Genomic DNA, 12,785 nt, shown 5'->3' on the forward strand with positions numbered 1-12,785 from the left:
GCATCACACGCCCAGCGGCAACTGCCGTGCGTCGAAGCCCGTGGACTGCAACTCGCGCCGGAAGTGGCTCATGGCCAGCGGGAAGGCCTGGGCAACCAGCAGATACTGGTGCGGTTCCTGGTCCAGCAAGGGTGTGACCGCTGACTCGGTGATGCCCGGCGGGTAGTGGAACTTGGCGACGTACTCGCCCTTGAACGAAGCGGTCTGGCTGGCGGCTTGCTCGCTGTGCGCCTGCGCGCCGAGGGTGATCTTGACGATGGCTTGCAGCGGCCCATTGGAGTCTGTGGGAACGGCCAGTCCTACCTGGATCTCCTGCTGTAGTTCGAGTGACCAGGGCGATCCGCTGTCTTCTACCCGGTTGTCGGACTGGAAGGCTGCCACACGGAACGTGATCAGCCTGGGACGCAATTCGGCTACTTGCATGACTGCGCTCCTGCTGCCGTGAAGGTTCTGAACTCCCTGGGGACGTAGTGGGGAGACGGCTCCTCTTGCCGGCGGTTGATGGCAATCACCGTGGCCGACCGCGTCACATGGCTGACCGGACGCGTCAGCGCCAGTTCGTCGGTCATGCCCTTCTCTTCCGCCAGCGCCCGAAAGGCTTCCGGGCTGCGGCGCACCAGGCGCAGCAGCGTGTCCATGGATTCGGACTGGACGACGTCATCGTTCTCGTACTTGCTGAACGCCACCGGACCGCCACCAAAGAGGCGCGCGGCAAGTGCTTGCGTCAGGTGGTACTGATCGCGCAGGGCGGCGACCTCGGCGCCCGTCAGCAGACCCTCCACCTGCTTGCGCCAGGCCATCAGGGCACGTTTGTTCAGCTTGGCCTGAGCCGCTCCTGCAAAGTCGGAGCCGCAGTGGTCGCACAGCAGGAAATGCTGGGGCAGCAGCGTCTGGTGGCCCTTGTAGTCGGTCTCGACTGGCTCGACCTGTTGGGTCACATGGCCTTCGCCACACAGCGGGCAGAGTTCTTGTGTATCCATCAGGACACCTCCTCAAACATGGCAGGACACCATCAGCACCAGCCGACCTGTCTTGCCAATGGCGAATTTCACAAAGTACGACACCGTCATGGACCTGCCGGTGGCCGGTATCGTTTCCTGGCGGCGGATCCGATAGGCATCGCACGCCGCCAGCGCCCCTCGGCCGTTCTCGCACCACTCGGAGTCGATGTAGTCGGCCGTGGTCAGCGCCTGAATCAGTTCGGCCACCTGCACCAGATCGCTGTCGAACAGGTTGAGCACATCCTTCCGGCATTTGGCTGTCCACACGAGGATCTGGTCTTCGTTTGCCGCCAGTGCCTTGACGCGGGCCAGGTCGTAGAGCGGCCCGTCTGCATCAATCTTCACCCGGCCGGGCTGATCGGGTGGAGTGGAACTGTACTCCGAAAGAACACTTTTTATTACCATGGTGGTAACTTATCCTGGGTAGGCGCTGACTTTGCCATGGCTGACGCTGGGCATGGTCACGCGGCGTTCTGCCACAGCGCCTCTGCCAACGTGGCGAGCACTGGTGTCAGCGCACCGCCAAGCTGGCGGTCCAGCCCCCGCTCCCCGCCTTGCTCGGCAAAGGCGCGATTGACAAAGGCCGCGTCGATCACGACCTCGTGCGTGAGCTGCTTGGCCAGCCGCTCCAGCCACTTGCGCTGCACCGGCGTCCAGGTGCGCAAACCGTAGACCCGCAGCATGGCCTGCGCGACCCGCTGCTCGAAGGGCAGCAGCGCCTCCCCCAGCGCGGCCTGCCGGATGTAGCCGACGATGCTGGCGGCGATCTCCACCTGGCTGCGGTGGCGCCACGCCGACTTCAGTTGCGCCTCGCTGTAGCCGTTGGCGTCCAGCAGCAGCCGCACCTCGCGCAGTTGCGCGCGGGTCAAATCCTTCGGCCGGTTGACCACCACCGCCAGCGCCACCGACTGGTTGACCTGCTCGCGCACGAAGCGGCTGAAGCTGTCCAGATAGTCCTCCGGCTTGGCGTAGGCGCCCCAGCTCTGCTCCCGCACGCGCAACTCGTCGGCATGGTCGGACAGGATGGGGCCGTAGGCCGAGCCCATCAGCACACGCACCTCGGCGAGCTGGTTCAGCAGGCCGGCATGCTGGCCCAGGAAGTCGGCCGCGGGCTGTGGCCCGAGGCTGTGCAGATGCTGGTGCAGCGTCTCCGGCGGCACGCCCCATTGCTGCTCCAGCGCATCCAGCCGGGCCTTGAGCTTGGTGCCCTTCTCTGTCGGCTGCTCGGCCTGGTGGCGGGCGGTGCGCAACACGCGCATGAGCTTCTGGCCGAGCTGGTCGAGCACGTCATGCGCATGGCTGCGCTCGGGCTGGCTGCCGGGCAACGCCAGACTGGCCGGGTTGCGCAGCTCGTCGACCAGTTGCGCCAGCGTGACGTTCGGATCCTTCACCAGCGGCTGCATGGTGTTGACCGGGTCCAGCGCGGCATAAAGATCGACCGGGTCGTAGATGCGGAACACGGTCTTGCCGATGTCGTCACAGCGCCGCGTGGCCCGGCCGATCATCTGCTCGTACAGGATGCGGCTCTTCACCCGCCGCATGAACACCAGGTGGCAGATGGCCGGCACGTCGATGCCGGTGGTCAGCAGGTCGACGGTGATGGCGATGCTGGGCAGCGCGTCGTTCTTGTAGCGGCGGATGAGCTGCTCGACCTTGTCGCTCGCACCCGTGATCTTGCGCACCGCAGCCTCGTTGTAGTCGCCCTCGTAGACGGCCCGGAACGCCTCGTCGAGCAGCCGCTTGACCATGTCGGCGTGCGCATCGGTGGCGCAGAAAATCAGCGTCTTCTCGGCGCTGAAGGGGTCGATCTCCTGGGCGAGCTGTTCGCAGATGACACGGTTGAAGTGTTCGCTGATGACCTTGCGGTTGAAGCTCTCGATCTGGAAGTCGAGTTCGTCGTCGAGTTCGGCGGCCTCGATCTCGCCCGTGTCCAGGTGCAGCACCTCGACCTGCTCGCCCTTGTCGAAGTGGATGCCCTTCTGGCTCAGCAGGGTCTGGTAGCGGATCGGCGGCTCGTGGTCGATCAGCCAGTCTTCGGCCACGGCCTCGCGGTAGGCGTAGGTGAAGATCGGCTTGCCGAAGATCTCGGTCGTGTGGCGCGCCGGAGTGGCGGTCAGGCCGATGCGCACGGCGTCGAAGTAGTCGAGCACGCGCCGGTAGCTGGACAGGTACTGGGCGTGGTCGCGCAGGGCCAGCTCGCCCTCGGTCATCTCCTGGTCGAGCGTGTAGCCGCGGTGGGCCTCGTCCACGATCAGGCAGTCGTAGGTGTCAACCGGGGGCGGGTTGTCGCTGCCGAACAGGCGCTTGACCATCGCCTGCACGGTGGCGACCTGGACACGGGTTTCCGCCTCGGCGGCCATGTCGCCCAGCTCGGCGATGTTGTAGATCTTGCTGAGCGGCTGGTTCGATTCCAGCGGGGCTTCGTTGAAGGCGTCCTGGGCCTGCTGTCCCAGCGCCGTGCGGTCCACGAGGAAAAGGATGCGCTTGAAGCGCTCGGCCTTGAGCAGGCGGTAGACCAGCCCGATGATCGTGCGCGTCTTGCCGGTGCCGGTGGCCATTGCCAGCAGGCAGTTGCGACGGTTGTCGGCCAGCGCCGCTTCGACGGCGCCGATGGCGAGCACCTGGTAGTCGCGCAGTTGCAGGTAGCCGTAGGGCTCGGCCTGCAAGCGCGTTTCCGCATCCTCCCGGCTGCGCTGCAGCAGATCGAGCAGCCCTTGAGGCGAATGGAAGCCCGGGAGTGACCGGGCCGTGTTCGACGGCGCCCGCACGTCGCGGAACCAGGTACCGCTGACCTCGGCCAACTGCTTGACTTGGGGCCAGCCGTTGCTCGAATAGACGAAGGGGATGTGGAAGTGCGCGCCCTGACCATCCGGCCAGGGCTCGGTTCGGCCTTCCTGCTGCCAGGCGGTCGGCTGATGGGCCTCGGGCGTATGGCTGCGGGCGTAGCGTTCGGCCTGCCCGATCTTGCCGGCAACCTGGATGTTCTGGCGCTTGGCCTCGACCACGGCGATCGGCGTCAGGCCAGCGAACAGAAGGTAGTCGGCCGATTGCCGGCCGCCCATGGGCCATTCCGCAATCGCCTTGTACCGGCCGCGCTCCGGTCGGGCGCCGCTGGCGTGGGTGAGTCGGGTGGTGTCGGCGTCCCAGCCGGCCTCGATCAACTGCAGATCGATGACGAGCCGGGTGGTGGCCTCGTCCATCTGCAGATGGGTAGCGGCTTCGGCGGCACGGCGGGAATAGCCGGCGAGGGTCTCGCTGCCGACGGACTGGGTGGTGCGCTGCGCCTGGGCGTTCAGGCGGGACTCGAATTCCGCTTGCAGCGCGGCATAGCGTTGGTTCGCTGCTTCGGCAAGCTCCAACCGCTGCTGCAGCGTGGCCAGCTTCTGGCTCGGGTCGTCCGGCAGGCGGAAGGGGCCAGGCTGGAAGGACGGATTCGAGCCGAAGGTGCGGTGGAACCAGACGGCCAGCTCCCGCGCCACGCGCAGGGCTTCCAGTCCTTCGCGGTAGCCGATGCCGTGCTGCACCTCGTGTGCGGCGGCGTTGCCCGTGCGGCGCAGCAGGTGGAAGAGCTGGCGCACCTGGGCGTCCATGCCCAGCCGCGCATCGACGGCGCGCAGCAGCTCGGCCTGCGTCGGCTGTACGAGGGCCACGCCGACACGCGCCGCGATGTCGCGGGTGAGGGCTTCGGCCAGCAGGCGCAGCTTGAGCACGCAGCTCGACGGGTCGAACGGGTAGAGCCGCTCGGCCGTGGCGCCGAGTTCAGCCAGCAGGGTCGAGTGCTCGACCAGGAATGCGAAGTTGCTCGAACCCGTCACCGTCATGTGTTTCCCCCTGCCTCTCTGTGCGACCAGATCCGGCGCCACTGGTGTCGTGTGCTCGGATGTGCCCGGGCAATCTAGCCCAGAAAGCGCGGCACGTCGTGCCAGCAGTCCAGGCGCGTCTGGCAATCAGGCGTGAGGTTTTACCGGTCCGCGTTCAATCGAAGTGGTAACCCTCAGCTGCCACCACCCGCCACGACCCATCCCCCGGCAGCTCCAGCACCCACCGGTGAAACGGCAGGATTGCCGGCCGGTGGCTGATGCTGACTGGCGTGCTGCCGATGCCGGCGAGCTGGGCGTACAGCAGCGCCTCGTTGGCGGCGTCGAGCGCGCTGGAGGCTTCGTCCAGCATCACGTAACGCGGCCGTGCCAGCAGCACCCGCGTGAACGACAGCCGCTGCTGCTCGCCCACCGAGAGCACCTTGGCCCAGTCCCGCTCGGCGTCCAGCCCGCCGACGCGCTCCAGCAGATCCGGCAGGTTGACCTGGTGCAGCAGCGCGCGCAGCTCCTCGTCGGTGACCTCGCGCTCGGGGTGCGGGTAGAGGATCTGGCTGCGCAGCGTGCCCGGTGACAGGTAGGGCTGCTGCGGCAGGAACAGCATCTCCTCGTGGCCCGGCCGCACGACCCGCCCCGCGCCGGTCTGCCACAACCCGGCCAGCACCCGCAGCAGCGAACTCTTGCCGCAGCCGCTCGGCCCGGTGATGAGCAGGCCCTCGCCGGGCGCGATGGCGAGCGTGACCTCACGGATCAGCGTGTGCGCGTGCTCCGGCGTCACCACGGTCACCTGCTCCAGCGCGAGCTGTGGGCCGTCCATGGTTTCGATGCCGGGTTCGGCATCGCTGAGGGCCTGCGCGTCGAGCGCCTGCGAGAAGGTGTCCAGCCGGTGTACGCCGGCGCCGAAGCGGCTCAGGCTCTCGAAGTGCTGCACGATCAGCGTCAGCGCACCCAGGATCGCCGTGAACGCACCCGCCGCCTGCACCGCGCGGCCCACTTCCATGCGGCCCGACAGCACCTCCTCCGCAATGATCACGCTGGGCAGCGCCAGCATGAGGAAGCTGTGTGCGTACTGGAACAAGTTGAGGTTGAACTGCCAGCGCAGCACCTGCCGGAAGTTGTCCAGCAGATCCGCGAAGCGTCCGCGCAGCCCCCCCAGCTCCTGGGACTCGCCGCTGTGGAAGGCGATCGATTCGGCGTGTTCGCGCACCCGCACCAGCCCGAAGCGGAAATCGGCTTCGCACCGCAGTTGCCGGAAGTTCAGCGCGACCAGCCGCCGTCCGAACACGGAACCGGTGAACCAGGTGCCGATCAGCGCATAGCCGATCAGGAAACCGACCAGTGGCCGCGAGATCGTCCACAGCACGCCGGTGAACGCCACCAGGTCGATCACCGCGCCGAGCACCACCATCAGGAAGTACAGCGACTGCGAGGTGAAGCTGTTGACGTCCTCGGCGATGCGCTGGTCGGGGTTGTCGATGCCGGCGTGGGCGTTGAGGTGGTAGTAGGCACGGCGGCTGAAGTAGCGCTGCAGCAGGTGGTCGGTGAGCCAGCGCCGCCACTGCATGCCGAGCGTGTCGCGCACGAAGTAGTAGCAGGCGTAGATCGGCACGGCGGCGACCAGGATCGCCGTGAAGCGCCGGATCGCGGCCCAGAACCGGTCGGCATCGCCCGCGGCCAGCGCCGAGGTGAATTCGCCGGTCTCGTGGTTGAACAGCACGTTGAACCCGGTCTGCCCCAGCAGCAGCACGACCAGCAGCGCCACCATCGCCCGGGCGCGCACCCGTTCGTCCGATCGCCAGTACGGCGCGGCCATGTGGACAAATCGTTGCCAGAGGTGGCGGTTGGCGTCGGGTTCGTCGGGTGAGGTCATTCAGGGTGCGTCAAGGGCATCCGGTGCGTGGTGTGCGTGCGTCGACGCGCCACAGCACGCCGTTGTGCCCTTTGTACACCGCCGCGATTCCGGCCAGCTCCGGCATTGGTTTCCAGGCCAGATCGGCGATGAACCAGACCGTGCCTGGTGCGCACAGCAGTCGCCCTGCCTGGGCAGTGCGCCAGAGCTGGCGGGCAGCCGCCGGTGGATCGAAGCGGCCCGCGTCGCTCAGCTCCTTGCGCCAGTTGTCGGTCCGGGCGATGTCCGGGTCGTCCCAGTTCGACAGCACGATCGGCGGCCGTGTCAGCCCGGCGTAGAACGGCACGTCGAAGAACGCACCTTCCACGAACACCACACGCTCGTCCGGCTGGCGCAGACGGGCCAGCGTCTCGCCCAGGTCGCGGTGCGAGTGCGGTGCCTGCCACGCCAGTGTGGCGACGATGCCGACGCAGAGCAACGCCGCCGCCGGCATCACCTTGCGCCAGACCTGTCCACGCGCCACCGCCAGCCCCAGCAGCCCGCACAGTGGCGCCAGCGCCGGCAGCGCGTAGCCCACCAGCTTGGAGGTCGGCAACGAGAAGAAGCCGACGATCGCCACCAGCCACCAGAGGACCAGGCCGCGCTGCAGTCCGGGCACCGGGTGGCGCCAGGCCGCCGGCAGCCACAGGCTCCACGGCAGCGTCAGCAGCGGCAGCACGGCGGCATAGAACCACAGCGGCTGCGCGTTGTTGAACCCGGCCTGCGCGAAGCGGCGGAAGTGCTGCTCCATGAAGAAGTAGTCGAAGAAGCCGGGGTAGCGGAGCTGCATCGCCACGAACCACGGCGCCGCGATCAGCAGGAAGACACCGACCGCCAGCGGGTGCATCAGTCCCAGGCACTGCCGCCAGCGCCGTTGCGCCAGCAGCCACGGCCCGACCACCAGTGCCGGCAGCACCACGCCGATCAGCCCCTTGGCCAGCACGGCCAGCGCCATCGCGCCCCAGGCGGTGACCAGCCAGCGCAGGTCGGTGCGCGTCGGATCGTCCACCGCGCGCTGGCCGCTGAGGACGGCCACCGTGATCAGCCCGGCCACCAGCATGTCGTGGTTGGCGTACTGGCCGCCGATGAAAAAAAACGGCGTCGTCGCCATCACCCCGAGTGCGACCAGCGCCTCGTGTGGGCCGACGCGGCGGCGCAGGTCGAGGAACAGCGCCGCGCCCATCAGCCATGCGCCCAGCGCTGGTGCCACGCGCGCGGCGAAGGCGTGGACCCCGAGCAACTGCATCCCGGCGATGTCCAGCCAGTACATCAGTGGCGGCTTGTGGAAAAAGGGCAGCCCGAGCAGCGTCGGCACCAGCCCGTCGCCGCGCAGCATCTCGCGGGCGACTTCGGCGTAACGCCCCTCGTCGGGCAGCAGCAGCGGGCGCAGGCCGATCGTCGCCAGCAGCCACAACGCCAGCAGCGCGAGTGTCCAGCCGGGATGCCGGTGCAGGGCCGATGGCGTGGTGGCCGTGCCCGCGCCGTCAGAGGAAAAAACCGCAGGGGAGTGGGAGGAGGTCGTGGGCATTGCTAGGGGAAATCCGGATTCCATTATCCGCGGCCTGCCACTGACGATTCCTCAGGCTTGGTTCAGGTGTAGCGCGCCATCGTCAGCCCGTCCAGGCTGATCTCGGGCGTGCGGCCGCTGATCAGGTCGGCCATGACGCGGCCGGTGCCGGCGGCCATGGTCCAGCCGAGCGTGCCGTGGCCGGTGCTGAGCGAGAGGTTGCGCAGCCGGGTGGCGCCGAGGATCGGCGTGCCGTCCGGTGTCATGGGGCGCAGGCCGCACCAGAACTCGGCCCGCGACACATCGCCGCCCTTCGGGAACAGGTCGGTGACGACGAACTCCAGCGTGCGCCGGCGTGCGGCGTCGAGGTCGAGGTTGAAGCCGGAGAGCTGCGCCGTGCCGCCGACGCGGATGCGGTCACCCAGGCGCGTCACAGCGACCTTGTGCGTCTCGTCCATGACCGTGGACTCGGGCGCGTGGGCCGCGTCGGTGATCGGCACGGTGATCGAGTAGCCCTTGACCGGGTAGACGGGGATGCGCAGCCCGAGCGGCTTGAGCATCTGCGTCGAGTAGCTGCCCAGCGCCAGCACGACATGGTCGGCGGTCAGCGTGCCGAGGCGGGTGCGCACGCCCGTGATCTGGTCGCCTGCGTGGTCGATGCCCTGGATGTCCACGCCGAACTGGAACTCCACACCCAGCGCCCGCGCCGCATCGGCCAGCCGCTGCGTGAACTGGAAGCAGTCGCCCGTCTCGTCGCCCGGCAGGCGCAGGCCGCCGATGAACTTGTGCTGCACCTCCGCCAGCGCCGGCTCGTGCTGCAGGTAGCCGGCGCGGTCGAGCACGTCGAAGGGCACGCCATGCTGCCGCAGGATCTCGGTGTCCTTGGCCGTGCCGTCGAGCTGCTTCTGGGTGCGGAAGAGCTGCAGCGTGCCCTGGCTGCGCGCGTCGTACTGGATGCCGATGTCGGCGCGCAGCTCCCGCAGGCAGTCGCGGCTGTACTCGGCCAGCCGGACCATGCGCGCCTTGTTGACGCGGTAGGACCTTGCGTTGCAGTTGGCCAGCATCTGCAGGCACCACCGCCACATGTCCGGGTCGAGCAGCGGCTGGATGACCAGCGGGCTGTGGTGCATCAGCAGCCACTGGATCGCCTTCAGCGGCACTCCCGGCCCGGCCCACGGCGCCGCGTAGCCGGGCGAGATCTCGCCCGCGTTGGCGTAGCTCGTCTCCAGGCCGGGGCCGGGTTGCCGGTCGACCACCGTCACTGCGTGGCCGGAGCGGGCCAGGTAGTACGCCACCGAGGTGCCGATCACCCCACTGCCAAGGACCAGGACGCGCATGTTGCTGTTCTCCAGAGTTGCCGGCGTTCAGCGCAATGACCGTGCCAAGGCAAACCTGGGGGACGCGGGCGGAGCTGTCCGTGAATCAATACGATTCAGGGGATCGACTGGAATGGTTTCGATGCGTTGTATCGAAATCGTGGCAACTCATCCGGCGCCGATGCCGTACTTGCGCAGCCGCACCGCGATCGCCGAGTGCGAGGTCTGGAGCCGCTCGGCGAGCTTGCGGGTCGAGGGGTAGTCGCGGTGCAGCCGCTGCAGCAGCGTCCGCTCGAAGCCGGCCACGGCATCCTCCAGCGAAACCACCGTCTCGACCGCCATGGCGGCGGCGCTGGCGGCCGGCGTTGGCGCGCTGCCGACGAACTCCAGATCCACCGGCTCGATCACCGGTGCCTCGCTCAGCGTCACGGCGCGGAAGATGACGTTCTGCAGTTGCCGCACATTGCCTGTCCACGGATGTGCCAGCAGCGCCGCCGCCGCCGCGGCGCCGATGCGTGGCCGCGGCCGGCCGATCTGCGCGCAGGCGCGCTCCAGGAACACCTGCGCCAGCGGCAGGATGTCCTCCATGCGGTCGCGCAGCGGCGGCACCTGCAGCTGCAGCACGTCGAGCCGGAACAGCAGGTCCTGCCGGAACGTGCCCGCAGCCACCATGTCCTCCAGCGAGCGGTGCGTGGCGCTGACGATGCGCAGGTCCGCCTTCAGCTCGCGCTCGCCGCCGACGCGCCGGAAGCTGCCATCGTTCAGAAAGCGCAGCAGCTTGGCCTGCAGGTAGGCCGACATCTCGCCGACCTCGTCGAGGAAGAGCGTGCCGCCGTCCGCCAGTTCCAGCAGTCCCGGCTTGCCGCCGCGCAGCGCGCCCGTGAACGCACCGCCGGCGTAGCCGAACAGCTCGCTCTCGGCCAGGCTCTCGGGCAGCGCGGCGCAGTTCAGCGCGAAGAAGGGCTGCTCCTTGCGGCGGCTGCCGGCGTGGCAGGCGTGGGCGATCAGCTCCTTGCCGGTGCCGGTCTCGCCGCGGATCAGCAGTGGTGCGTCCACCGGCGCCATGCGCGCGGCGCGCTGCTTGAGCTGGCGGATCGCGGGCGAGTCGCCGAGGATGGCCTCGAAGCCACCCGCGCCGTGGTTGCGCAGCGCGCTCAGGCGCTCGCCCAGCCGGTGTGGCGCGTGCAGCGTCAGCACGGCGCCGGCCACCGCGCCGCCCGCCTCGTGCAGCGCCACCGATTCGAGCAGGAAGGACTGGCCACCGAGCTGCACCTCGCTGCCCGAGCGCGCCTCGCCGGTCAGCCCCGGCAGCGACTGGCCGATCAGCGCCGCCTCGGCCCTCCCGCTGGCGCTGACGGCCGCCGCATTGGCCACGACCACCACGCCCGCGGCATCGACGGCGAGCACCGGGTCTCCCTGCGCCGCCAGCAGCGCGTCCAGGTAGAGCCGCCGCCGCGCGCCCGGCAGCATCGCCACCGCATCGACCGACTGCACCCCCGCCACGCCAAGCAGCTCGCCGCGCAACTGCTCCAGCCCCTGCGCATCCAGCGCCGGGGCTTCGAGGTAGACGTGCGGCGGCTCGACCTCGACCGCGGACACGTCCAGCGCCCGCTGTGCCAGTGTGGCGAGGATTTCCTGGGCGATGCCGACCCGGTCGGTGAAGAAGACGTCGATGCGCATGTGACGGATTCTGCGGGAATGCAAAGTTCGGTTAACCGGGGTAACGCTGTTCACTTGTGCATGGACTGGGGGTGCGGACTGCCTTTACGATGTCAATATATGGGAAAACTTCCCATTTTATTGAGCACCAGAATCATGCCAGGAGCGCACCGATGACCCGTCCCCGCCTGAACCAGTCCCTGATCCTGACCCTGTCGACCGCGGCGCTGGCTGTGCTGTCCGCCTGTGGCGGGGGTGGCGACACAGCCTCCACCATGCCGACCACGACGGCCGCGTCGGTCACGCTGCAGACCTACATCACCGACAACCTCGCCACCGAGTACGCGAAGGTCTGGGTCACGATCAAGAAGATCACTGCCACCGACAGCACCGGCGCGGCCGTCACGCTGCTGGACGCCACCGCCGCGCCGGTCGTCGTCAACCTCTCCTCGCTGGCGGACGTGGGCCAGTTCATGTCGAGCGTGACGGTGCCGGCCGGGATCTACACGCAGCTCGCCGTGACGCTGGGCAACGACGTGCAGCTCGTCTCGCTCGATGGCGCCACCACCGTGACCGGCCAGCTCGGCAGCGGCACCAGCGACTTCGTCTGGAATGTGCGCAACCTGAACTTCGACACGGCGACCACCGGCCAGCTCGTGCTCGACTTCAACCTCGCCCGCTTCACCTACAGCGCCGCCACCGGGCGGGTGACGCCACAGGTCGACGTGCTGCACCCGACCGACGCCTTCCGCAAGTTCGTCCGCCAGCAGGCCGAGGTGCATGGCACGGTCCAGAGCGTGGACACCACGGCGGGCACCCTCACCGTCAACGACAGCCGCCTCGGCACGGGCGTGGTGGTCTCGCTGGCCACCGATGCAGTCATCACCAACGAATCGACCGGCGCCACGCTGACGCTGGCCCAGCTCGCCGCGGGCACCCGCATCGGCATCAAGGGCACGGTCACGCCGGGTGCCACCACGGCCGACCCGGTCACCGTGACCGCCACCGTCATCCACGTCGAATCCGCCGTCGCCCGCGCCCGCGGCGAAGGCACGGTCAGCGCCGTCAACGGCTCGCTGGTCACGGTCAAGCTGACCGACGCCAACTTCCTGCCAGGCAGCGACAGCGTGGTGGTCGATGTCAGCGAAGCGAGCTTCCCGCACGGGCTGGTCACCGACCTGGCCGTCGGGGTGGCGGTGAGCTTCCGCGGCCAGGTCAGCGGCATCGGCTCCGCCGCGGTGATCACGGCAACCACGGTTGACGTGCGCGGCGCGGCATCCAGCACCGCGCGGCAGGCGCATCCGGGCCATGCCTATGTCGGCAGCGGCGTGCGCGGCACGGTGGGCACGGTCAACACCGACGGCACCTTCACCTTCACCGTGACGGCCGCCAACGCCAGTACCGCCGTGGCGGCTGGCGCCTACACCGTCAACACGACCGGTGCGACTTACCACGATGGCACGTCGACCTGCCTGTTGGCCGGTGCCACCGTCAAGGTGCTGGGCACGCTCAGCGGCACGACGCTGACCGCCACGGTGCTCGACGTGGACGGCTGTGCCGGCCAGCGGCATTCGGAGCCGCACGGCAAGCGCTGAACCG

9 protein-coding genes are annotated in these 12,785 nt (G+C 68.6%); 1 reads left to right on the plus strand and 8 read right to left on the minus strand.

Translation table 11 applies throughout. The features are described 5' to 3' along the window. Positions 1-3: 3 nt before the first annotated feature. The 8 genes from RMP06_RS10930 to RMP06_RS10965 all read right to left on the minus strand — a co-directional run bounded on the left by RMP06_RS10930 (position 4) and on the right by RMP06_RS10965 (position 11,207). On the minus strand, positions 4-423 hold the full coding sequence (locus RMP06_RS10930; RefSeq protein WP_310461810.1) for a hypothetical protein: 420 nt from the start codon (positions 421-423) through the stop codon (positions 4-6). Next, the gene (locus tag RMP06_RS10935) at positions 414-980 is read right to left on the minus strand and encodes a type II toxin-antitoxin system MqsA family antitoxin (protein WP_310461811.1); all 567 of its coding nucleotides are present in this window, start codon (positions 978-980) and stop codon (positions 414-416) included. The genes RMP06_RS10930 and RMP06_RS10935 overlap by 10 nt, the downstream gene beginning before the upstream one ends. Positions 981-992: 12 nt before the next feature. Beyond that, positions 993-1,406, minus strand: coding sequence for a hypothetical protein (locus RMP06_RS10940; RefSeq protein WP_310461812.1), 414 nt, complete (start codon positions 1,404-1,406; stop codon positions 993-995). 56 nt (positions 1,407-1,462) lie between these two features. After that, complete coding sequence (hsdR, locus tag RMP06_RS10945) at positions 1,463-4,822, minus strand: type I restriction-modification system endonuclease (protein WP_310461813.1); 3,360 nt, start codon at positions 4,820-4,822, stop codon at positions 1,463-1,465. Between the two features lie 154 nt (positions 4,823-4,976). Next, on the minus strand, positions 4,977-6,686 hold the full coding sequence (locus RMP06_RS10950) for an ABC transporter ATP-binding protein/permease (protein ID WP_310461814.1): 1,710 nt from the start codon (positions 6,684-6,686) through the stop codon (positions 4,977-4,979). Between the two features lie 10 nt (positions 6,687-6,696). Next, positions 6,697-8,232: a glycosyltransferase family 39 protein gene (locus tag RMP06_RS10955; protein WP_310461815.1), complete on the minus strand. Its 1,536-nt coding sequence runs from the start codon at positions 8,230-8,232 to the stop codon at positions 6,697-6,699. 62 nt (positions 8,233-8,294) lie between these two features. Continuing rightward, positions 8,295-9,548, minus strand: coding sequence for a D-amino acid dehydrogenase (locus RMP06_RS10960; RefSeq protein ID WP_310461816.1), 1,254 nt, complete (start codon positions 9,546-9,548; stop codon positions 8,295-8,297). Between the two features lie 147 nt (positions 9,549-9,695). Continuing rightward, the gene (locus RMP06_RS10965) at positions 9,696-11,207 is read right to left on the minus strand and encodes a sigma 54-interacting transcriptional regulator (RefSeq protein WP_310461817.1); all 1,512 of its coding nucleotides are present in this window, start codon (positions 11,205-11,207) and stop codon (positions 9,696-9,698) included. 152 nt (positions 11,208-11,359) lie between these two features. Between RMP06_RS10965 and RMP06_RS10970 the strand changes: the two genes are divergently transcribed. Then, the gene (locus tag RMP06_RS10970) at positions 11,360-12,781 is read left to right on the plus strand and encodes a DUF4382 domain-containing protein (RefSeq protein WP_310461818.1); all 1,422 of its coding nucleotides are present in this window, start codon (positions 11,360-11,362) and stop codon (positions 12,779-12,781) included. Positions 12,782-12,785 lie beyond the last annotated feature (4 nt).

The organism is Sphaerotilus sp. (assembly GCF_031429695.1).
In the GTDB taxonomy this organism is placed as follows: domain Bacteria; phylum Pseudomonadota; class Gammaproteobacteria; order Burkholderiales; family Burkholderiaceae_C; genus Sphaerotilus.

Bases quoted from the DNA above. Each gene is read 5' to 3' on its own strand.
- RMP06_RS10930 (WP_310461810.1), bottom strand. From the start codon at position 423: ATGCAAGTAGCCGAATTGCGTCCCAGGCTGATCACGTTCCGTGTGGCA.
- RMP06_RS10935 (WP_310461811.1), bottom strand. From the start codon at position 980: ATGGATACACAAGAACTCTGCCCGCTGTGTGGCGAAGGCCATGTGACC.
- RMP06_RS10940 (WP_310461812.1), bottom strand. From the start codon at position 1,406: ATGGTAATAAAAAGTGTTCTTTCGGAGTACAGTTCCACTCCACCCGAT.
- hsdR (WP_310461813.1), bottom strand. From the start codon at position 4,822: ATGACGGTGACGGGTTCGAGCAACTTCGCATTCCTGGTCGAGCACTCG.
- RMP06_RS10950 (WP_310461814.1), bottom strand. From the start codon at position 6,686: ATGACCTCACCCGACGAACCCGACGCCAACCGCCACCTCTGGCAACGA.
- RMP06_RS10955 (WP_310461815.1), bottom strand. From the start codon at position 8,232: ATGCCCACGACCTCCTCCCACTCCCCTGCGGTTTTTTCCTCTGACGGC.
- RMP06_RS10960 (WP_310461816.1), bottom strand. From the start codon at position 9,548: ATGCGCGTCCTGGTCCTTGGCAGTGGGGTGATCGGCACCTCGGTGGCG.
- RMP06_RS10965 (WP_310461817.1), bottom strand. From the start codon at position 11,207: ATGCGCATCGACGTCTTCTTCACCGACCGGGTCGGCATCGCCCAGGAA.
- RMP06_RS10970 (WP_310461818.1), top strand. From the start codon at position 11,360: ATGACCCGTCCCCGCCTGAACCAGTCCCTGATCCTGACCCTGTCGACC.